Here is a 21,188-nt window from a genome sequence, read left to right as displayed (position 1 = left end):
CCGTGTCCGGCAACTCGATCCGCGAACAGATCCTGCTCGCGGTGATGGCGGCTGTCCGAACGCCGGTGGAATCGCTCGGTGCGACGCTACACCGCTCGCCCACGGTGGCCATCAGCCGGGAGCAATGCCCGGCACTGGTGGTGTTCCCCGAGTCCGAATCGATCACCGAGCGCGCCAACGACCGCGTCACACGCGAGCTCACGGTGCGCATCGTCGCGCTGGCCCGCGCGGTACCTCCCGCCATTCCGGAAACCGAGGCTGACCGGCTGCTCACTGCCGCCCATGCTGCGCTGCTGGTCGACCGGAATCTGGGTGGCCTTGCCTTGGGTATCCGCGAGCAGGAATGCGAGTGGGACGTCGAGGACGCCGATGCGGTGGCCGCCACGATTCCGGCGCGCTATGCGATCACTTACCGGACGCTCGACACCGATCTTTCAGCCAAAGGATGACCCCCATGACTTCCATCGTTCTGACTCAGCCGCACACCCACGCGGGCCAAGCCCACAAGGCGGGCGAACGGCTCGATGTGGATGGCAGCACCGCCGACTGGCTCATCGCCAACGGCACCGCCCGCCACGACCGCCAGCCCGTACCCGAGCCCCAGCCGCAAGGCGACGGCACACCCATTGAGCCCATCCGACCCATCACCACCCAACGCAAGGAATCCAAATCATGAGCACCTACGCCAGTTTTCAGGGCCGCGTATTCCTCGGCAAGCGCGACGAATCCGGCCTACCCATCGAAGTGCGCTCGCCCGGCAACGTCGCCGAGCTCAAGCTCTCGCTCAAGACCGACGTGCTGGAGCATTACGAGAGCCAGACCGGCCAGCGCTCGCTCGACCACCGGATGGTCAAGCAAAAGTCGGCCACCGTGAATCTCACCATTGAGGAATTCACCAAGGAAAACCTCGCCCTGGCGCTGTACGGCAACCACGTCACCGGCAGCACGGGCTCGGTGACCGCCGAAACCATCGGCGGCGCGGCTCCGGTGGTCGGCGACCGCTACTTCTTCGCCCATCCCAAGGTCTCGGCGCTGGTGGTGACCGACTCGGCGGGCACGCCCGCGACGCTGACCGCAGGCACGCACTTCACAGCAGACACCGACTTCGGTGCCCTCCAGTTTCTGGATACCACCGGCTTCACCGCGCCGTTCAAGGCGGCCTACAGCTACGGCGTCGCCACCGAGATCGGCATCTTCACGCAGGCACTGCCCGAGCGGTTCCTGCGCCTGGAAGGCGTCAACACCGCGCAGGGCAACGCCAAGGTGCTGGTGGAGCTGTACCGCGTGGCCTTCGACCCCTTGAAGGAGATCTCCTTCATCTCGGACGAATACAACAAGTTCGAGCTGGAAGGCTCGCTCCTGGCCGACACCACCAAGCCCTACGACGCGGTGCTCGGCCAGTTTGGCCGCATCGTGCAACTGTGATGGGGACTGCCATGAGCGATCTGGAAACCCTCATCCCGCAGGCGGCGGAGCTGGTCATCGATGGCGAGCCGCTGGCGATCAAGCCACTCAAGGTCGGCCAGATGCCCGCCTTCCTGCGCGCCATCACCCCGGTGATGCAGCAGATCGGCGGCGATGGCATTGACTGGCTGGCGCTGTTCGGCGAGCGCGGCGACGACTTGCTGACGGCGGTGTCGATTGCCGTCGGCAAGCCGCGCGCGTGGGTCGATGAGCTGGCCGCCGACGAGGCCATCCTGCTGGCGGCCAAGGTGATCGAGGTCAACGCCGATTTTTTTACCCGGACGGTGATGCCTCGGCTCGACGGGCTGATCGCGCGGACGGGCGCGACGGCAGCAATCGCCACGGGTGGTTCGACACCGTCCAGCACCTGATCGCCCACGGCCACCGGTTGCCGGACATCCTCGACTACACCCTGGCGCAGGTGCGCGGCTTCGCCGCCGCAACCGCGCGGGAGGACGTCGCACGCGATGCACGGCTTCTGTCGTTGATCGCCATCGGCGCACGCGGTGACGCCCGCCACATCGACCAGACCCTCGACAGGCTCCAAGACCATGCGCATCTCGGTTCGCATCGATAGCAAGGCCGCGCAGGCGCAGTTGCGCCGCTGGGGCGGCGAGTTCCGCGAGAAGGTGCAGAAGGCGGTCGCGCGCGGCATCGCCGGTGAGGCCGCCGAACTCAAAGAGGACGTGCGCAGCCACGTCGCAGGCCAGATGGCGGTGGTCAAGAAATCCTTCGTTAAGGGTTTCACCGCCAAGGTGCTCGACAAGGATCGGAGTCGGCTGCCCGCGCTCTACGTCGGCTCGCGCATCCCGTGGTCGGGCATCCACGAGCGTGGCGGCGTCATTGGTGGCCGGATGCTGATCCCGCTGCACGGGCGCGTGGGCCGCAAACGCTTCAAGGCGCAGATCGCTGAGCTGATGCGCGGTGGCAATGCCTATTTCATCAAGAACGCCAAGGGGAACATCGTGCTGATGGCCGAAAACATCAAGGAACACGACCGGCCACTGTCGGGCTTCAAGCGCCGCTATCGCAAGGCCGAGGGCGTCAAGCGCCTCAAGCGCGGCGCGGACGTGCCCATCGCCGTGTTGGTGCCCCGGGTGCAGCTCAAGAAGCGCCTAAACGTCGAACGCATCGTCGCCGCTCGCATCCCGCGCCTCTCCGCGCGCATCGAGAAGCAGTTGCGGCTGGTGGACTGAGATGGCGAACCGCATTTCCATCCTCGTCGCGCTCGAAGGAGCCGACGAGGGGCTCAAACGCGCCATCAACAATGCCGAGCGCAGCCTCGGCGGCTTCGGCATCAGTGCCAAGAGCGCCAGCGACAAGGCCGCCGCCGGGGTGGCCGAAGTCAAGGCGGGGATGAACGCCTTCGGCGATCAGGTCGCCAAGGCCAAGACGCAGTTGCTGGCCTTCCTCACCCTCAACTGGGCGGCGGGCAAGGTGCAGGAGATCGTCCAGATCGCCGACGCCTGGAACATGATGTCCGCGCGCCTGAAGCTCGCCACCGCCGGCCAGCGCGAATACACGGTCGCGCAGAAGGAGTTGTTCGCCATCGCGCAGCGCATCGGCGTGCCGATCCAGGAAACCGCCACGCTCTACGGCAAGCTCCAGCAGGCCGTGCGGATGCTGGGTGGCGAGCAGAAGGACGCGCTTTCGCTCACCGAGAGCATCTCGCAGGCGCTGCGCATCTCGGGCGCATCGGCCACCGAGGCGCAGTCCTCCCTGCTGCAGTTCGGGCAGGCGCTGGCCTCGGGCGTGCTGCGCGGCGAGGAATTCAACTCCGTCGTCGAGAACAGCCCGCGTCTGGCCAAGGCGCTCGCCGATGGTCTGAACGTGCCCATCGGACGGCTGAGGAAGCTCGCCGAAGAAGGGCGGCTCACCGCCGACGTTGTGGTCAACGCGCTGATGAGTCAGAAGGACAAGCTGGCCGCCGAGTACGCGCAGTTGCCGGTGACCGTCAGTCAGGCGTTCACGCGCCTGTCGAACGCCTTCGGCCAGTGGATCAGCAAACTTGACGAATCGACCGGCTTCACCAAGAAGCTCGCCGAGGCGCTGACGTGGCTGTCGGAGAACCTGGACACGGTGATGAAGTGGCTGGGGCGCATCGCCGAGGTCGGCCTCGCGGTGCTGGTCTACCGCCTGATCCCGGCGCTGATCATCGCGTGGCAGACGGCGGGGGCGGCAGCGGTGACATCCGCCAGCACCACGGCGGCGGCGTGGGCAACGGCCAACCTGTCGTTGTCGAACGCCATCGCCACGGTCGGCAAGCTGCGCGTGGCCTTCGGCGTGCTGGGCGCGGCCATCATCGGCTGGGAGATTGGGACGTGGCTGTCAGAGAAGTTCGAGATCGTCCGCAAGGCGGGCATCTTCATGGTCGAGGTGCTGATGAAGGGCATCGAGCACCTGCGCTTCCAGTGGGAGGTGTTCGCCGCCATCTTCACATCCGACACCATCGCCGAAGCCACCAAGCGCCACGAGCAGCGGCTCGCGGAGATGAATCGCATCTTCGCCGAGATGTACGCGGACGCCACCGAAGGCGCGAACGCCGCCAAGGGGGCGATGAACACCGCCGCGACCGCTGCCGAGGAGATCGCCAAGCGGCTCGAAGCCGTGCGCCAGGGCACGCAGGAAGCGGTCGGACGCGGCATTGAGGCCGTGCACGCCGCGCTGGAGAAGCTCAAGTCCCGGCTGGGCGAGGTCGAACAGGCCGTCGGCAAGGCCCAAGGCGTGGTCAACGATGCCACCGCCAAGATGGCCGAGGCCTACAAGGGGCTGACGTCCATCGTCGAGGCCAGCCTCGCCCAGCAGGTGCAGGCGGTGAAGAACCGCTACGACCAGGAGAAGGCGGAACTGGATCGCACCCAGCAATCCGAAACCGCCAGGATCACCAAGTCCACGCAGCTGCTCACCGAGGCGCTGACGCAACAGGCGACCCTGCGCCGTCAGGCCACGACCGAGACGCTCGGCCTGATCGATCAGGAAACGCAGGCGCGCAAGGACGCCGCCGCCCGGCAAGGCCAGACCGAGGAGGAGCGCCGCGCCAACGTGCAGCGGGTCGAGAACGACACCTACGTCGGTGTCGTGCCGCTGACGCAGACTGCCAATGTGGGCGACTTCACCATCAAGGGCGCGTCCATCTACACGCAGCTCGTGCCCAGCGCCCAGACCGAGACGCCAATCTCCTTCGTGCCCCCCTACGCCGCAGCAGGTTTGCCGGTGCCGGGCGCGGCATCCGTGAGCTACACGGCCAGCCACGCCTGGAACACCACCCTCAAGTTCAATCTGCCCGGCGGCTGCCTGCCCGGATCGCTGTCCATCGTCACCGACGGCGTCACGATTTTCGACGACGCGGGCCTGCTCAAGACCGCCAGCGGCACGCTGGGCACCATCGACTACGCCAACGGCATCCTGAGCCTGAACTCCGGCTCGATGTCGAACAGCAAGTCCATCACCTACACGCCCGCCGCGTCTTTGCAGCGCGCGCCGCAGAGCTCGGAGATCGCGGTCACGCCGGAGTCGCGCAGCCAGTCTTACGTCGGCACCGTAAACCCGGTGCCGCAGCCCGGCACGCTCTCCATCAGCTACATGGCGCAGGGCCGGTGGTACGTGCTGTCGGATGGCGGCAATGGCTCGCTCAAGGGGCTGGACGCCAGCTACGGCGCGGGCACTTTCAACAAGAACACCGGGGCCTTCGTGGTGACGCTGGGCGCGCTGCCCGACGTCGGCTCGTCCCTGATCCTGACGTGGAATGTGCCGACGCAGGAAACGCAGCAGCCGACCGCCGCCCTGAAGGCGTCGCAGGCCTTGCAGCTCGCCCCGCCCGAAGGCAAGAGCGTGCAGCCGGGAACGCTCACCATCACCTGGCCGCACGAGAGCGGCACCGGCACGCGCACGGCGTACGCCGCCACCTCCGGCACGCTCAGTGGGGCCGCCACCGGCAACCTGAACGTCGCGCAGAACCTCTTGAGCTTCGCACCGAACGTCTTGCCGCCGGTCGGCGCGCTGCTGACGGTGGACTACGTTGCGGGCCCCAAGCAGGAAGACAGCTTCGCGCACCCCTCGCGCGATGGCCAGGGCCACGTGCCGGTGACCGCGACTCTGGGCTCCATCGAGCCGGGTTCGCTGGAGATCGAGTGGAACACCCTGACCGACACGACGGTGCTGGGTGTCTACACGCAACAGCAGATCCAGGCGATGGGACTGGGTTTGTGGAATCTCGTCGATCCCTCGCAGTACGCCCGCGACGATGGCGCAGGCAATGTCCTTCGCTCCGGCGTCGTCATCGGCAGCGTCGACTACGCCACCGGCGCGGTGCAGTTTCAACCCGATGTCACTCTCAAGATTCCACGCCCCGTCTATGGCGCTCAACGCCTCGGCTGGGCTTCGGGCGTGGGCCAGATGTTCCGCCTCAACTACGGCGGCATTAGCTACGTGGACGCGCCGTCGATGTACCCGAACGACGAGTCCGGCTACGTCAAGCTGCGCTACAACAGCGCGGGCTCGACCAGCAACCACAGCGAGACGTTCGCGTTCAGCCCGTCGTTTCGGCTGGTGCCCGGCGTCAACGCGCAGGTGGTGACCGGAACGCTATTGCTGGCCATTGCGGGCAGCCAGCCCTGGGGCGACAACGGTCAGGGAACGCTCCGTGAATTCACGCCCAGCGGCTGGGTCACGCGCGGCAGCATCAACTACCTCTCGGGCGCGGTGACCCTCACCTCGTGGTCGGCGGGCGCGACCAACAGCATCACGCGCGCCAGTTGCGTGACCACTGTGGGCGAGAACATCTCCAGCGAGTACGTGTTCCGCACCGGTGCCGCGCCACTGCGCCCAGGATCGCTCTCCATCCAGTTCGCCCGCGCGGTGGGTGGAACCCAGACCGTGACGGCAGGCATCGACGGCACGATCAGCGCGTCCGGCGTCAGCGGCAATGTCGACTACGACACCGGCCTCGTGCGCGTGCGCTTTGGCACCGTGGTCACGGCGGCGGGCAACGAGACGGAGCCGTGGTTCGACGCCGAGAACGTCCGTCCGGACGGCAAGATCTTCCGGCCCGAGCCGGTGGCGGCATCCAGCCTGCGCTACAGCGCCGTGGCCTACAGCTATTTGCCCCTGGATGCGGCGCTGCTGGGAATCGATCCGGTGCGCCTGCCCAGCGACGGGCGTGTGCCGATCTTCCGGCCCGGCGGCTTTGCGGTGGTCGGCCACACCGGACGCATCACCGCGTCGGTCAGCAACGGCCAGACCATCGATACGGGCCGCGTGCGTCTGTCGCGCGTGCGCGTGGTCGGCCACGACGGCGTGGTGATCCACACCGGCTACATCACCGATCTGGAAGCAGGCACCGTCACCTTCACGAACGTGACCGGCTACAGCCAGCCCGTGACCATCGAGCACCGCATCGAGGACATGGCCGTGGTGCGCGACGTGCAGATCAACGGCGAGATCAGCTTCACGCGCCCGCTGACCCACGCCTATCCGCTGGCCAGCCCCGGCGATCCCGTCTCCGGTAGTTTCGTCTCGAGTGCGCTGGTGGCCGGTGATCTGTTCGCCCGCGTGAACCTCGTGTTCGATCAGAGCACCTGGAACGGCAGCTGGTCGGATGAACTGACCGGCAGCGCCGCGACCGCCACCTTCAACCACACGCAGTACCCGATCACGGTCACCAATCGCGGGGCGCTCACCGAGCGCTGGGTGGTGCGCATGACCAACAGCACCTCGTTCGAGGTCATCGGCGAGAACGTCGGCGTGATCGCCACCGGCAATACCAGCGCCGACTGCGCCCCCAACAACCCCGCGGCCGGCGTGCCGTACTTCCGTCTGCCCGCGCTCGGCTGGGGCAACGGCTGGGCCACCGGCAACGTGCTGCGCTTCAACACCATCGGCAGCCAGTTCCCGGTCTGGGTGGTGCGCACCGTCCAGCAGGGGCCGGAGTCCGTGCCCGACGACCACTTCACGTTGCTGATTCGCGGGGATGTCGACACACCCTGATGGCGTTGGGTGCCCCCTGATCTTTGAACCCTTCTCGCAGGAATTCCTATGACCGACCTGAGCGTCAAATACTTCAGCAGCGGCATGACCGGCGCGCCGCAGATCGCCAACAACTGGGGCGATCTGGTGACGATGCTCGATGCGTGCCTGATCAATGGCTTCGCCCTGAAGGCCATCGACACGTTGACCTTCGCCGACGGCATCGCCACGGCGACCATTTCCTCGGGCCATGCCTATCGGCCCTTTCAGGTGGTCGAAATCGCTGGCGCTGAGCAACCCGAGTACAACGGGCAGTTCCGCGTGCTGACGACGACGATGACCACGTTCACCTACGCGGTAACCGGCACGCCCGTATCGCCCGCCACGACGGCGACGAGTCTCTCGGCCAAGGTCGCCCCGCTGGGATGGGAGAAGCCGTTCTCGTCGACTCACAAGGCCGCCTACCGCAGCAAGAACCCACAGTCACCGCAAAACCTGCTGCTGATCGACAACAGCCTCAAGACACCCAACTACACGACAGGCTGGGCCAAGTGGGCCAACGTCGGCATCGTCGAAGACCTGTCGGACATCGACACCATCGTCGGCGCGCAGGCTCCCTATGATCCGAACAACCCGACGCAGAACTGGAAACAGGTCACCGCCAGCCAGTGGGGTTGGTACAAGTGGTTCCACGCGCGTGGCCCCCAGTACGAGAGCAATGGCGACAGCGGCGGCGGTGGGCGCAACTGGGTGTTAATCGGTGACGACCGCCTGTTCTTCCTCTTCTGCACCAACGCAGCGGGCTACGGCTGGTATGGCCGCAACAGCTACTGCTTTGGCGACCTCATCAGCTTCAAGCCGGGTGACAACTACGCCACGGTGCTGGCTGCCGATGACAACTACTCGGGGATGAGCAACTATTGGAGCTATCCCGGCCAGTTCAGCGGCTACGGGCTGGTCTCGTCCCTGGACTTCACGGGCAAGGTGCTGCTGCGCAACCACACCCAACTCGGCAACCCGGTGCGCTTTGGGCTCACGTCCCTGAACACGAACAACGGCCAGCAGATCTGCGGCCGGGGCCCAACGCCGTTCCCGAATGGGGCCGACTACAGCCTGTGGCTGCTGCCCACTTACGTGCGGCAGGAGGACGGCCATATGCGCGGCATCCTGCCAGGGATGCTGTGGATGCCGCAAGACCGGCCCTACAGCGACCAGACCATCGTGGACAACGTGGTCGGTCAGGCGGGCAAGCGCTTCCTGCTGGTCAGGACGCAGTACAGCTCGGAAGCCGAAGGCGCGCAGATCGCGTTCGACATCACTGGCCCGTGGAGGTAAGCCGTGAGCTATCCGCTGAGCGAAACCTTCGCCACGGCCCCTGCCACCGGATACACCGCAGTCCTGGGCGGGATGTCTGCGACGCATAACAGCACGCAGCAGTCCATCGACATATCGGCCCCGAACAGCCAATCCATCCTGCGCTTCAACGAAACCGCCCACGGCGATTTCTGGTTCGAGGCCGATGTCGAGTTGCTGACCGACCCGAGCGCCCGCAAACACATCGGCCTGTGGATGACCACCGGCAATGGCTCCGAAGGCTACCGGTTCGCCCATCTGGACGGTTCGTGGAGCGTGTCGCGCTGGAACAGCGGCTTCGGTGACGGCGCGGCGGTATCGGGCGGCATCAACGAGGGAGCCAAGCCCGTCGCTGGTGTTGCCGACGTGGCTCCGACCTTCAATGTCGGCCAGCGACTGATCTTGCGCTGCGAGGTGATCGTTGGAGCCTTCGACGCCAATGGTGTGCCGTGGGCGCGGCTGATTCAGTTCAAGGCTGGTGGGGTGCTGATGTTTCAGATTGGCGATGCCGCCTACCGGGGCAAGCTGATCCCGGGCGTGTTTCTCTACGGAGCGACAGCCCGCGTCCACGCCATTGCGGGTGACACGCCGTCTGGTCTGCCCGCGTATCCCGCGACGGTGGCCGTGAACGCCGCCGATGACCTGTTGCCGTTGGCCGGTGGATCGACCTCGGTGCTGCCTGATCCTGCCGCCAACATCGGCGTCAACGCCGACTGCGACCTGATGCGCTTGAACAGTCCCAACTCTGAGCTGTGGAACCGGGGCGGCGGATATGACTGGCACTTCCATTCGATTCCGAACGGTCGCAAGGACATCCACTTCAGTGGCCACGGCTTCATCGCCGGAACTGTCAAGGAGAAGGGCCAGCCCGACCAGCCCCTGGTGCGGCGGGTGCAACTGGTCAGCGAGAACACCCGCGTCCTGGTGGCCGAGACCTGGAGCGACACCACGGGCGCGTACCGGTTCGAGCTGATCGACCTGTCCCAGCGATACACCGTGGTCAGCTACGACTACAAGCAGATGTACCGCGCCGTGATCGCGGACAACCTACGCCCGGAGATGATGCCGTGACCGTTGCCATCACTGTCGAACACAACGAGGCGCGGCTGGCGGGCACCCTGGCATTCCTGGATGCCGGTAGCAACCCGGCGCGTCTGCGCATCTACGGCGGGACGCGACCCGCCACCCCGGCTTCGACGCCAGCGAGCACGATGCTGGTCGAGATCAGGTTGACCAAACCCGCAGGCACGATTGCAGGCGGACTGTTAACGCTGACGCAGCAAGAAGACGGGCTGATCACGGCGACCGGCATCGCCACCTGGGCGCGGCTGGTCAACGGCAACGAGGTGACTGCCCTGGATCTGGACTGCAGCGGCACCGACGGCAGCGGTGACGTGAAGCTGGCCAGCACCAATCTCTATCTGGGTGGCGATGCCCGGATGGTGTCTGCGATCCTGGGGTAGGCCGTGCCTGCCGTTCTCAACGAGGTGACCTTGGTCGCCGCGTTGCCTGCGCCTACCGCCAGCGTGGCGGTCGGCCCACCGCTGGTCGATCTGCTGTTTGACCAACCGGTTGCCACTGATGCCAATTTGGTGTTCGGGGCCAACTACATCGCGCCGCGCGACGATGTGACTGTGCGGGCCACGCTGCCGCTGCCTGTCATCGCGATCAAGTTCATTCCTCCGGCGCGGGCTGAACTGCTGGCCGAGTTGCCGGGGCTCACGGTGCGCTCGCTGGTCTTGCGGCCCAGCGTGCCGTTGAACGTGGGAGCTGGCTCTGGGGCGAGCCTGCCCGGCGTCGTGTTCTCAGGGGACGTCAGGTACTACTCACGCACCCAGCGTCCGACAGTCGGTCAGACCGCACACTCTTGGCAGGTGGCAGCGCAGACGGAAGGTGGTTCGACGCAGGGCCAGCAGGACGCCGCTGCCACGCCCGCAGGCTGGAACAGCTTTTGGCGGCGCACCTTGGCGCAGCCGCAAGGCATCCTGCACAGGTTGCCGCCGGTGCTGTCGACCGCACCAGAGCAGCGCCGCACGGGCCAGCAGCAGGCAACGCGACTGCACGATGTGACGTGGCTCGCCCATCAGGACGGCACGCACCTCGAACTGGCCCGACAAGGTCTGTTCCAGAACGCAGGCCCGATACGGGATGCCACGCGGTTCCGGCATCAGGACGGTGACCGCACTAAGCGCGCGGGGCGGGTGAGCTTCTGGCAGATTGCACGGCTGCTCACCCAGCTCCAGGGAAGTGATTTTCAGAGTGCCAGCCCGTCACTCAAGGGGTGGCGTGGCCGGTATCAGGACGCCGTGCCGCCACCGCCGGGGATCAGCGTCTGGGTGGTTCCACAACCGCCAGCGCCGACACCTTGCTACACGCCGAGCGCGCATCTGCTGTTCGCCGCTTTGGCCCCAGCGGACAGCCACTTGCTGTTCGTTTGTGAAAACCACATCAACCCACCGCCTCCCGATGGGGAGCCGGTGGTCGTTCCTGTTCGGAGGGTGTATTTCGTGATCAACAACGTGACCCTGTACCGCGTGTCCGATGGCGCGCCGGTGCCGGTGTTCAATCTCTCGCTGTCGCTCGATGCCGCATCGTGGGCGTGGGGCTTCGACGCGGTGCTGCCTGCGAAGGCCGAGGCGCTGGTCGCACCGGGCAATGCCTCCGGGCCGGTCGAACTCTTGGCCAGCGTCAACGGCACCACTTTCCGCGTGCTGGCAGAGAGCATCAGCCGCGAGCGCATTTTTGGCAACGCGAGCATCCGCATTTCTGGCCGGGGCCACAACGCCGTGCTGGCTGCACCCTACGCGCCGGTGATGACGTTCTCGAACACCGAGGGTAGAACCGCACGGCAGTTGATGGACGACGTGCTCACGGTCAATGGCATCCCGCTGGGCTGGACGGTCGATTGGGGCTTGACGGACTGGAACGTGCCAGCCGGTGCGTTTGCGCAGCAGGGGACGTGGATCGAGGCGTTGACCGCCATTGCCGGTGCTGCAGGTGGATACCTGATCCCGCACCCATCGGCACAGGCCATTCGCGTGCGTCACCGGTATCCGGCAGCGCCGTGGGACTGGGCTACCGTCACGCCCGACTTCGTGTTGCCCGTCGATGCCGTCGCCCGCGAGTCATTGCGCTGGCTGGAAAAGCCTGCGTACAACCGCGTGTTCGTTTCCGGGCAGGACGTCGGCGTGCTTGGGCAGGTGACCCGAGCCGGGACTGCCGGAGAGGTGCTTGCACCGATGGTCGTCGATCCGCTGATCACCGAGGCTGCGGCCGCACGGCAGCGTGGCATCGCCGTGCTGGCCGACACTGCTCAGCAGATCGAGGTCAGCCTGCGTCTGCCGGTGCTCGCCGAGACCGGGATCATCGAGCCCGGCGCGTTCGTGGAGTACCAGGATGGCAGCGTCACCCGGCTCGGCATCGTCCGCGCGACCCAAGTGGAAGCCGGGATGCCCGAGGTCTGGCAAACGCTGGGGGTGCAGGCCTATGCATAACCTCTACGAGCAGTTTCGCCAACTGATCCCCGACCCGCCGCTGCAGGCGGGCACCGTGATCGACGTCGGCTCCGGGGTGGTGACGGTCGCATTGCCCGGTGGTGGCCGAATCAAGGCGCGGGGCTCTGCGGCCATTGGTCAGAAGGTGTTCGTGCGCGACGACGCCATCGAAGGCATAGCTCCCAGCCTGACGCTGGAAATCATCGAGATCTGAAACCCAACTGATTCAACCCTGAAACCCGCTCTGATGCTCACGCATCGGGCGGGTTTCGCATTTCTGGAGAAAGCCAATGACCGAACCCGAACAACAACAGCCTGCGCTCGTCGAGAACATGCTGCTCTTGCGCCGCGAAGACTTCGACGATCTGCTCGACCGTGCCGCCGAACGTGGTGCCGAGCGTTGTCTCGCCCATCTTGGATTGGAGAACGGCCACGCTGCCCGCGACATCCGGGAGTTGCGCGATCTGCTGGAGGCTTGGCGCGATGCCCGCCGCACGGCTTGGCAGACGACCATCAAGGTGGCCACCACAGGCATCCTGGCCGCGTTGCTGGTCGGTGCCGCCATCAAGCTCAAGCTGATGGGAGGCCCCCAATGATCGAAACACTCCTCGGTGGCCTCCTGGGCGGGGCCTTCCGTCTTGCGCCCGAAATCCTCAAGTGGCTGGACCGCAAGGGCGAACGCGGCCACGAGTTGGCGATGCAGGACAAGGCGCTGGAGTTCGAGAAGTTGCGTGGCGCACAGCGGATGGCAGAGATCGGCGCGAGTGCTGAAGCCGCCTGGAATGTCGGTGCCGTCGATGCGCTGCGCGAGGCCGTCCGCACCCAAGGTGAAAGGACCGGTGTGCGCTGGGCTGACGCGTTGTCGATCAGCGTGCGCCCGGTAATCACCTACTGGTTCATGGCGCTGTACTGTGCGGCCAAGACTGCTGCTTTCGCGGCTGCCGTCACCGCTGGCGCTGGCTGGGGCACCGCGATCCTGCATGCCTGGACGGAAGCCGATCAGGCGCTGTGGGCCGGGGTGCTGAACTTCTGGTTCCTCGGGCGCGTGTTCGACCGGGTGCGCTCGTGACCGGGGTGCCGAAAACGGCCATCGAGCTGGCCAAGCGCTTCGAGGGGTTCCACCGGGTGCCGAGGACCGATCCGGGCCGCGCGCATCCGTACATCTGCCCAGCGGGCTTCTGGACGATTGGCTACGGCCACCTATGCGACGCCCAGCACCCGCCGATCACCGAGGCCGAGGCGGAAGCCTATCTGGCCCAAGACCTGAACACGGCGCTGGCCGCCACGCTACGCCACTGCCCTGTGCTGGCCACCGAAACCGAAGGGCGGCTGGCGGCCATAGTGGACTTCACCTTCAACCTCGGCGCGGGGCGCTTGCAGACCTCGACCCTGCGACGTCGGGTGAACCAGAGGGACTGGGCCGCCGTCAGCATGGAGCTGCGGCGCTGGGTATACGGGGGAGGCCGAGTCCTGCCAGGGCTGGTTGCTCGCAGGGAAGCGGAATGCTTGATCTTGAATGGGAGACTTGATCTATGAGTCCGAACCGTTCCCTACACGCCCATAGCCGTGTAAACTGCCCCTTATATCCAAAATCGACGCTAAGCACAAGTACCAAGAACGTGGCCCTTGCCTACAACAAAGAAAATGCGCTGAACGCAATTTGCCCTTACTTTACGATGTTTCCGCTCGAGTATCCGAACAGGGTCCTCAAGAAGCATCTAAAGGAAAAGCCAGTTGTTCTCGATCCATTTTGCGGTCGGGGAACAACCTTATTCTCTGCCCGACAATTTGGGTTCTCTTCCTGGGGTATTGACTCGTCGCCCGTCGCCGTTGCCATTGCGAAAGCCAAGTTAGCGAGCTGTGACATTGAGGCGCCTCTCGCGCTTGCTGCAAAGTTGATCTCAGAGGTTGTCCCAACCGAAATTCCAGATACGCCATTTTTTCGTTCGGCATATCACCAATCGACGCTCCGCGATATTTGCGCCTTGCGCGAAGGATTGCTTGGTCTCGATGAAGAAACAGATGCATCGTCCATTTTGCGCGCTGCGGCGCTTGGGTGTTTGCACGGCCCACTTCCCAAACACGTCGAGAATGCGGGCTACTTTTCCAATCAAATGCCGAGGACTTACGCGTCAAAGCCCGACTACGCCGTGAAGTTTTGGAAAGAGCGGGATCTTAAAGCGCCAAAGACCGATGTGCTCCGGGTGCTACGTCGGAAAATCGAACGCTTGGCGGGGCTTGAGCAAGCGTCGCCGTGTCCGACATCTCAGGTGTTACATGGCGATGCTCAGTCGGAAGGGCTGTTCAAGTCGATCAGCGTTGCGCCGTCGATTGTGATCACGTCCCCCCCTTATTACGGAATGCGGACGTATGTTCAGGATCAATGGCTAAGAAACTGGTTCCTGGGGGGGCCTGACTCCATAGACTACTCGGCTGGACCTCAACTCGATCATGGCGGACAGCCGGTCTTTGCCGCGTCGCTTGGCAAGGTCTGGAAAAATATCGCCAGCAGTGCAGAGTCGTCCGAGTCGCTTCACATGTACGTCCGATTCGGAATCATTCCATCCGCGCTGGTTGACGCAAAGAAACTCTTTAGAGCCTCGCTGGAGGAGTCCGGGGTCGATTGGCGCTTGGTGTCTACCCGTTCGGCGAAGTCAGCAGATGTCGGCAAGCGGCAAGCAGATCAGATGAAGGCTGAGTCTGCTGCCGCCGTCGAGTTTGATTTTCACGTCGAAAGAGTTTGATTGCGCTAGTTGCTATCGGTGGTAGCGCAGTTTCGCTTGCCGCGACGTTGATCCTAGCGAGATCTGGTTGCTGATTTCTTGGTTGCAGAATTCATCGACGTAGTCTTTGATCGCATGCGCAGTCTCGAGCGCCTTCTTGTCTTGTGGGACGTGCCCTGCGAGGGTCATCGGCATGACCACCAGACACTTGGCCATTGCGCGAGAGATGGCGACGTTGGTTCGCTCTAGTTGCATGAGGAACGCTTCCTCGCCCATGATCACATCGGCGTCCCCGACCCCGAAAGTCACGATGATCGTGTGACGCTGTCCCCCTTGGAATTTTTCAACAGTATCAACTGCTGAGTCGATCAAATCTGGTGGGTCAGATGGAAATATCGCTCTCAGTTCGCGGATCACCAACGCTCGCTGTGCACGGTGCGGCGTAACGATACCAATGCACCGTCCCCAAAACTGATCTGGTTGTGGCACCGCATGCGTAACCAGGCCGCGTCCATCTAGCTCAGCACTCACTGTTTGCCTGAGGCACCAAGTCAAGGCAGCGACGATCTTTGCCTCAACGGAATTGCTTTGTGACGAGAGGTCATCGTCATGGAGCAAAGTCAGCACCTTATTCTCGGGAGCCAGAATATGCGGCCAAAGGGGAGACCAAGGCATGCCTCCAGGAAATCCGGACGCGGGAGTTGGTGGCGCCGCCAATAAATGAAGCGCCGTAGCTGCGTTTGCGGCCTGTAGGGTTGCTCGATAGCCGATGGTGCGGGCGTAGGCAACGATGTCCTCAGCAGAACGGTAGTTCTCTTCCAACGGACATGGGGTGATCTGATTGCCAAACGGTCGTTCGAGCAGGTACTTCTGGATGCTGCCCACCAAGTATTCGGCACCCTTGGGTGGTTCCAGAGCCATGATGGGTGGCATCTGAAGATGGTCGCCTGCAATGATCAGTCGCGCATCTTCTTTCAGAGTAGCAAGCGGAGATATTGCCGTGGTGACCTGAACCTGTGAGCTTTCGTCAACGATCACAACGTCGAAAACAGGGCCAACGCAGCTACCGAACCCCCAGTCTGCGAGCTTGTAAGCCTGCATTGTCGAAGTGGCGACAATGGTGACTGATTCGGTATTCGCCACACTAGCGAGGCAGTCCTGCGTTTCCTGGTTGGCTAGGCTGAGATTGAATGATTCAACACGCAAATGAGGGTTGGACGCAGCGAAGGGCTTAGGAGTCTGCGACGAGGAATAGCCTACGAAGACATCTGCTGGGCAAGTTGAGTCGGCATCTAGCGCCTCAACTACGCGACCGATAATCTCTTCTACCGCTTTATAGGTCGGCCCAGCGACCAGCACTTTCAATGGCTGACTCCTCTGCACAGCGTCATGAACGAGCCCATGAATGCATCCGGCAAGCGTCTGGGTCTTTCCGGTTCCCGGCGGCCCCCAAATGATGGTCAAGCCTTTTTCTGCAGCGTGGGCAACGGCATCAGTCTGGCTGGTATTCAGGTTGTGCTTGGCTTTGGCGTAGGCGGCTACTGATGCAGCCTGAGGCGAGGCAACAGCATGGAGCTGCGGGAAAGGTGCCAAGCTTGCGAGCACCGCCGAATTGTCCACCGTTGTCGTCGCGGAAATGAGTGCATTCGCACGCGCTGGGATGCGACTGCGCTCCTTCTTGAGATGGCTGTGTTCCTGAAAAGCAGGATGCGCAGAAGGAGCCGCCGCAGCCCCTGCAGTGTCCTGAATAGCATTGATCTGGAGCGTTTTCCTCGCACCACGAGTCATGCCTGCAATTTGACTCAGATGACCAGTGAGCTTCGCCGCTGGATAGCAGTAATGGGTCGGCTGCGCCGCAATTCGCGCCTTATCCTTCGCATTCGCCCACTTCTCATGTCCCAGCCAGTCGCATGCACTGCAGCGACCATCCACGTGCCACTCGAGGTTCACCCAACCGTTGGGCAAGGCATCGCCGACGGTAATGACCCGGAGCAGGTCCTCCCGGAAGAAATGCAGCACGGTTGGCAGATAAAAGCGGAGATTGGCATCTTCGCTGTCGGCAATCAGTGCGTCCAGATACTGATTCGGTGTTGCCGTAGCAGCACCAGACATCAATCCATCGAGTGCCGATTGCCCCTGCTTGAAACGTGTCCACAAATAGCTGTGAGTTGTGACGAAGTAACTATTCTGCAGTCCCTGATCGGCAATCCAGTTCGAAAGAAAAAGCGCATAAAGTGCCACCTCAGCCGAGTAGCTTGGATTCGCTTCACTGGTGTGCTTCACATCAATGATGCTCAATGCGCATCGTGTCTCCGACACCAGATCAATCGGCTTTCTAGATCCGTTTGGACATACTTCTTCGTCATCGGCTCTTGCTTGGCGCGCAACGATGATGTCAGGTATGAGCCCGGCAATTGGCGGAACTTGGGCAACCTGCGCCGGTTGCAGTCCGATGTTTGCCATTACGCCGTTCTGGAAAGATGAGGGTTCGAACTTGGCTTGCAGGATGATCGAGGGAAGTGCCGTCACCTTCCCGAGTAGTGATGCCAGCGGGGCTTTGACGGGCTTGTGCGTGCCAGCCCTGTCAGGTTGATAGATGACAAGGTTGCCGAATGCCTGGATCAGCTGATCATTTCGCTCATCCTCAAAATCTCGCCCTGCGGTCTGCAGCACCCCAATTCCCGGCCGCGCTTGAAGCGGCACGGGCATCCCATGTGCATCAAGCTCAGAATCTTCATGCAGGGACAAATAGAGCTCCCGGTCGCACTTCGTGCGAAGGAACATTGAAAGCGTGCTCTTTGAGATTCTTTTTTTGGTCACTTGGTTTTCCCTGCATCTACGATTATGAAATCCACGGCAACTGATAGCCCTTACAGCAGCACTCGGAAATGCCGCTTGTCAGCATCGGACGACTTGAGAATGCGGTACTCCATCCCACTGGCCACCGCGATCTGCTGGGCGAAGTCCTTCTTGGCTTGCACCACCGCATCCTCGATCTGGTTGTCGGCCTTCACCTCGACGATCACGTACTTCAAGCTGCCATCCGGCTCTTCGCGCTGAAAGATGAAGTCAGGGTAGTAGCTGCGCACGGTGCGCGAGTCTGGGTCGATGTACTGGATGAAGAAGTCGGACTGGCCATGGGTCAGCATCCCGGTGAAGTAGATCTTCTTTACCCGCTGCTCACGCAGCAGATCCCAGAACAACCAGTTCTCCGAGCCGGAGTCAAAGCAGTAGGTGTCGAGGTGGAAGCTCTTGGCCCGCTCCTCGTCGTTGATCTGCGTGTCGCTCATCCTGACGATCTTGTCCTTCGCCGCCGACACCTCGTAGTAGCCGTTCGGGGGCAACTTGATCAGATCGACCTCGTGCTCCTCGGTTTGCTGCGACTCGTCGAGGTCGTAGAGCTGGCGGAACAGGCGCGGGATGATCTCGTCGTAGAGCAATTCGTTGAACTCGTTGGTGACGGCCACCAGTTCGTCGGTGCCTTCCTTCGTCGCGTCGAGCAGTTCCTCGATCTCCAGCGGGTTTCGGTTGAGATAGCGGGACACCTCGGCGACCAGTGACAGCCGTGAGAAGGCTCTCTTTTCCCGACGCGAGGTCAAATCGAAGGTACGACTACCGGATGCGCGCGCTGCGTCGACAGCGGTCAGCCCGTCTTGCTGCGTTTCGATCAAGCGGTACTTTTCGACCAGCGTGTTCCAGACTTCCTTGTCGGCGCGGTCGATTCCCAGCGTCTGGCCAGGAACCAGTGCCTTCTCGCGCATCTGGTACTGCTTGCGCACGCGCACCAGCTTGATCTTGACCGGGGGCTCGACCACCCGGATCTCAACGCGCTCCTTGTCCTTGCCAGTCTTCTGCAGTTCGTCCGCGCTGATACGGAAGTTCTGCTGCAGCTCGTCGTTCAGCGTGTTGAGGTTATCGTCCGAGAGGAATACGTGGCCGGTGTGCTGAGCCTGCCCGATGGCGCGTAGGCAGCGCATCGTGGCCTGCAGCACGAACACCTTGGACTTGGGCTCGCGGAACAGGCCTACACCGAACAGCGAGCGGCAGTTCCAGCCTTCTCGGCCTTTGTTGACCAACAGGATGAACTGCTTTTCCGATCCTTCGGTGTCCAGTCGATTGAACTCACGGATGTCGTCGTTGGTGGTGAGTTTGTCGTCGCCCACGTTCACCAGGATGCGCGAGGTCGGGATACCGTGCTTGAGCAGCGCACGCTCCACCGCAGGTCGCAATTCGCTGGTCAGCTCGTCGATGGTGGCCGCGAAGAAGGCCAGCTTGGGCAGCAGTCCCTCCGGGCGCAACTCGCCAGATTCCTTCAGGAAGCTCTCGATGGCGATGTCAACAAACTCATCGGTACGGGTGTTGGCGTAGAACTTCTCGATGCGCAGCTCCCCCTTCTTGATGGCAACCTTGGCCTGCGAGTCGCGTTTGAACTCCAGATCAGCCTTGTCGCGCAGGATGTCCACCACCTCCACGTCGATCTTGAAGGGCTTGGCGGCCAGCTCCAGTTGCGCGGCCAAGTCCGGCTCGTGGCCCATGCAGACAAGGGTGATCTTTTCGACCGGGCGGTTCGGGCTTTCGTTCTGCTTGCGCTCCCAGGACTTGTAGTCGAAGCCCGCGATCAGCTCGTTCAGGTCGGCGCGGGTGGCAATGCGATTGACGGGCATGATCTTGACCATGCGCCCATCCTTCTCGCCGTCGAACACGGTGCTGAACTCCAGCTTCTGCACCTCCAGGGCCTCAAGCAGCAACTCCCTGGCCTGTACAGGATTGCGGAAGACGTCGTAGTGGTTGACGTTATGGATCTCAAATCCAGTGAAGCGTCTTTCCTCGCCGCCAAGCGATTGTTGTCGAAGGCCATCTCCGATGCCGACCAAACGTTTCGTAGTAGTCTGAATAGCCCCTTGATTAATATCGGCGCCAATAAACCGACGACCAAGCTTCATCGCTACCGCTTGGGCTGTTCCCGAGCCCATGAAGCAGTCAAATACGATGTCACCCGGGTTGCTAGATGCCTTGATGATTCGTTCCACCAAGGCTTCTGGTTTTTGAGTGGGATAGTCCTGCTGTTCGATGCGCGCCACGATGTCGTCGAAGCGCGCGATGGTCTTGCCGATGGCGCGGTCGTCCTTGGTGAACGACACGTAGGGATTCCCGCCGTCCTCGCCGGTGTAGTACAGGTGCATTCGGCTGACCTTCTGGCCGGTGAGCTTGTCGCGCAGTTGCCCCAGCACCTCGGGGCGCTTTTCCAGTAGTTGCAGGGCCTCGTACTGGATGCCGGAGAAGTCCAGTGAGTTGTGCTCGTGCAGCAGCTCCTGGTACTTGGCAAAGCAGGTGGCCAGAGCTCGGATTTCCGGCTCAGGGGCTGCCGCCAGCGAGGTGGCATCAAGTGCCTCCTCGCCGACCTTGTTGAGCCACTTCAGCAGATTCTCCGACTGCGCCCAGCGGCCCGTCTGGTCATCGCCCATGACAAGCTCGGCGTCTGGTAGCTCGCGGAAGTCCTTGATGTGCTGGTAGAGGAAGTACTGCTGGTCGAACTGGTCGAACAGCGTGAAGCTGCGTTTGAGCCGTGTGAACTCGCGGTAGTCCTCCAGCAGCCGCAGGCAGATGGAGTGGAATGTGCCGAGGTACATCTCATTCAGGTTGAACTGGATGTCCAGCTCGGCGAGCCGGTTGGAGATGCGGGTGGTCAGCTCGCGCGCGGCCTTGTCGGTGAAGGTGACAACCAGCAGTGACTCGGGGGCGACTCCCTTGTGGGTGATGAGGTAAACGATGCGCTCAACCAGCGTGAAGGTCTTGCCCGATCCTGGACCGGCAATGATGAGCACCGGGCCATCGGTGGCCAGAATGGCTTCAAGCTGCTGAGGATTGGCCTTGGACTGAAGTGCGGTCGGGCTGGGGCTCATTCCGTCCCCTCGTCGTCATCCACCATCGCCTTGCCGACGCGGCTGGCGATCCATTGATCCAGATCCCTGCGTCTGAAGCGCCACGTGCCACCAAGCTTGAATGCGGGGAGCTTGCCGCTGGCGGCCAGACGATAGACCGTGCGTTTGCCTGCCTTCAGGTAAGCAGCAACCTCATCAATCGTGAGAATCTCGTCTGGCTGGTCGCTCATCGGCTTTCCCATGTCATTTGCACCGAGCTTGGTTTAGTGCCATATCTTGTCATAATATTTCGTAATTGGGCAAACTTG

Annotated in this window: 18 protein-coding genes; 15 read left to right on the top strand and 3 right to left on the bottom strand. The window is 63.0% G+C overall.

The genetic code is table 11. From position 1 onward, the window contains the following. The first annotated feature begins 2 nt into the window (after positions 1-2). The 15 genes from CFE42_RS12705 (at position 3) to CFE42_RS12635 (ending at position 15,019) form a co-directional block, all read left to right on the top strand. A complete protein-coding gene (locus CFE42_RS12705) occupies positions 3-449 on the top strand; it encodes a hypothetical protein (RefSeq protein WP_004629296.1) in 447 nt (148 codons plus the stop codon). A gap of 5 nt (positions 450-454) precedes the next feature. Further along, positions 455-676 (top strand): hypothetical protein, encoded by a 222-nt coding sequence (locus tag CFE42_RS12700; RefSeq protein WP_004629298.1) that lies wholly within the window; start codon positions 455-457, stop codon positions 674-676. After that, positions 673-1,425 (top strand): hypothetical protein, encoded by a 753-nt coding sequence (locus CFE42_RS12695; protein ID WP_004629300.1) that lies wholly within the window; start codon positions 673-675, stop codon positions 1,423-1,425. Before CFE42_RS12700 ends, CFE42_RS12695 begins: the two co-directional genes overlap by 4 nt. A gap of 11 nt (positions 1,426-1,436) precedes the next feature. After that, the gene (locus CFE42_RS12690) at positions 1,437-1,835 is read left to right on the top strand and encodes a hypothetical protein (RefSeq protein WP_009238695.1); all 399 of its coding nucleotides are present in this window, start codon (positions 1,437-1,439) and stop codon (positions 1,833-1,835) included. Positions 1,836-2,015: 180 nt separating this feature from the next. Beyond that, complete coding sequence (locus CFE42_RS12685) at positions 2,016-2,660, top strand: DUF6441 family protein (RefSeq protein WP_004629303.1); 645 nt, start codon at positions 2,016-2,018, stop codon at positions 2,658-2,660. Position 2,661: 1 nt separating this feature from the next. Then, the gene (locus CFE42_RS12680; RefSeq protein WP_004629305.1) at positions 2,662-7,449 is read left to right on the top strand and encodes a tape measure protein; all 4,788 of its coding nucleotides are present in this window, start codon (positions 2,662-2,664) and stop codon (positions 7,447-7,449) included. 48 nt (positions 7,450-7,497) lie between these two features. Beyond that, positions 7,498-8,763 carry a hypothetical protein gene (locus CFE42_RS12675; RefSeq protein ID WP_004629306.1) on the top strand — a complete coding sequence of 422 codons (1,266 nt, stop codon included), beginning with the start codon at positions 7,498-7,500 and terminating at the stop codon, positions 8,761-8,763. Between the two features lie 3 nt (positions 8,764-8,766). After that, on the top strand, positions 8,767-9,852 hold the full coding sequence (locus CFE42_RS12670; protein ID WP_004629308.1) for a hypothetical protein: 1,086 nt from the start codon (positions 8,767-8,769) through the stop codon (positions 9,850-9,852). Then, on the top strand, positions 9,849-10,244 hold the full coding sequence (locus tag CFE42_RS12665) for a hypothetical protein (protein ID WP_004629310.1): 396 nt from the start codon (positions 9,849-9,851) through the stop codon (positions 10,242-10,244). The genes CFE42_RS12670 and CFE42_RS12665 overlap by 4 nt, the downstream gene beginning before the upstream one ends. Before the next feature lie 3 nt (positions 10,245-10,247). Continuing rightward, entirely contained in the window at positions 10,248-12,275 is a 2,028-nt protein-coding gene (locus tag CFE42_RS12660) for a hypothetical protein (RefSeq protein ID WP_037043897.1), read from the top strand. Further along, positions 12,268-12,489 (top strand): hypothetical protein, encoded by a 222-nt coding sequence (locus tag CFE42_RS12655; protein WP_004629314.1) that lies wholly within the window; start codon positions 12,268-12,270, stop codon positions 12,487-12,489. Before CFE42_RS12660 ends, CFE42_RS12655 begins: the two co-directional genes overlap by 8 nt. Positions 12,490-12,565: 76 nt before the next feature. Beyond that, complete coding sequence (locus CFE42_RS12650) at positions 12,566-12,871, top strand: DUF6127 family protein (protein ID WP_004629316.1); 306 nt, start codon at positions 12,566-12,568, stop codon at positions 12,869-12,871. Continuing rightward, positions 12,868-13,344 carry a hypothetical protein gene (locus tag CFE42_RS12645; protein WP_004629318.1) on the top strand — a complete coding sequence of 159 codons (477 nt, stop codon included), beginning with the start codon at positions 12,868-12,870 and terminating at the stop codon, positions 13,342-13,344. Before CFE42_RS12650 ends, CFE42_RS12645 begins: the two co-directional genes overlap by 4 nt. Next, complete coding sequence (locus CFE42_RS12640) at positions 13,341-13,811, top strand: lysozyme (protein WP_004629320.1); 471 nt, start codon at positions 13,341-13,343, stop codon at positions 13,809-13,811. Before CFE42_RS12645 ends, CFE42_RS12640 begins: the two co-directional genes overlap by 4 nt. An 83-nt stretch (positions 13,812-13,894) precedes the next feature. Beyond that, the gene (locus CFE42_RS12635) at positions 13,895-15,019 is read left to right on the top strand and encodes a DNA methyltransferase (protein WP_037043956.1); all 1,125 of its coding nucleotides are present in this window, start codon (positions 13,895-13,897) and stop codon (positions 15,017-15,019) included. 12 nt (positions 15,020-15,031) lie between these two features. Here CFE42_RS12635 and CFE42_RS12630 read toward each other — a convergent pair whose 3' ends face one another. From CFE42_RS12630 to CFE42_RS12620, 3 genes are all read right to left on the bottom strand, one after another. Continuing rightward, the gene (locus CFE42_RS12630) at positions 15,032-17,746 is read right to left on the bottom strand and encodes an AAA domain-containing protein (RefSeq protein ID WP_202959018.1); all 2,715 of its coding nucleotides are present in this window, start codon (positions 17,744-17,746) and stop codon (positions 15,032-15,034) included. A gap of 122 nt (positions 17,747-17,868) precedes the next feature. Further along, the gene (locus tag CFE42_RS12625; RefSeq protein WP_004629327.1) at positions 17,869-20,901 is read right to left on the bottom strand and encodes a UvrD-helicase domain-containing protein; all 3,033 of its coding nucleotides are present in this window, start codon (positions 20,899-20,901) and stop codon (positions 17,869-17,871) included. Then, on the bottom strand, positions 20,898-21,110 hold the full coding sequence (locus tag CFE42_RS12620; RefSeq protein ID WP_004629329.1) for a helix-turn-helix domain-containing protein: 213 nt from the start codon (positions 21,108-21,110) through the stop codon (positions 20,898-20,900). Before CFE42_RS12620 ends, CFE42_RS12625 begins: the two co-directional genes overlap by 4 nt. Positions 21,111-21,188 lie beyond the last annotated feature (78 nt).

Origin of the sequence: Ralstonia sp. PBBBR1 (genome assembly GCF_002256165.1) — a bacterium.
GTDB classification, from domain to species: Bacteria; Pseudomonadota; Gammaproteobacteria; order Burkholderiales; family Burkholderiaceae; genus Ralstonia; species Ralstonia thomasii.
The sequence above is the reverse complement of the archived record's forward strand: the minus strand, read 5'-3'. Positions and strand labels throughout refer to the sequence as shown.

Coding starts and splice junctions, on each gene's coding strand:
- CFE42_RS12700 (WP_004629298.1), top strand. CDS start 455: ATGACTTCCATCGTTCTGACTCAGCCGCACACCCACGCGGGCCAAGCC.
- CFE42_RS12695 (WP_004629300.1), top strand. CDS start 673: ATGAGCACCTACGCCAGTTTTCAGGGCCGCGTATTCCTCGGCAAGCGC.
- CFE42_RS12690 (WP_009238695.1), top strand. CDS start 1,437: ATGAGCGATCTGGAAACCCTCATCCCGCAGGCGGCGGAGCTGGTCATC.
- CFE42_RS12685 (WP_004629303.1), top strand. CDS start 2,016: ATGCGCATCTCGGTTCGCATCGATAGCAAGGCCGCGCAGGCGCAGTTG.
- CFE42_RS12680 (WP_004629305.1), top strand. CDS start 2,662: ATGGCGAACCGCATTTCCATCCTCGTCGCGCTCGAAGGAGCCGACGAG.
- CFE42_RS12675 (WP_004629306.1), top strand. CDS start 7,498: ATGACCGACCTGAGCGTCAAATACTTCAGCAGCGGCATGACCGGCGCG.
- CFE42_RS12655 (WP_004629314.1), top strand. CDS start 12,268: ATGCATAACCTCTACGAGCAGTTTCGCCAACTGATCCCCGACCCGCCG.
- CFE42_RS12650 (WP_004629316.1), top strand. CDS start 12,566: ATGACCGAACCCGAACAACAACAGCCTGCGCTCGTCGAGAACATGCTG.
- CFE42_RS12645 (WP_004629318.1), top strand. CDS start 12,868: ATGATCGAAACACTCCTCGGTGGCCTCCTGGGCGGGGCCTTCCGTCTT.
- CFE42_RS12625 (WP_004629327.1), bottom strand. CDS start 20,901: ATGAGCCCCAGCCCGACCGCACTTCAGTCCAAGGCCAATCCTCAGCAG.
- CFE42_RS12620 (WP_004629329.1), bottom strand. CDS start 21,110: ATGAGCGACCAGCCAGACGAGATTCTCACGATTGATGAGGTTGCTGCT.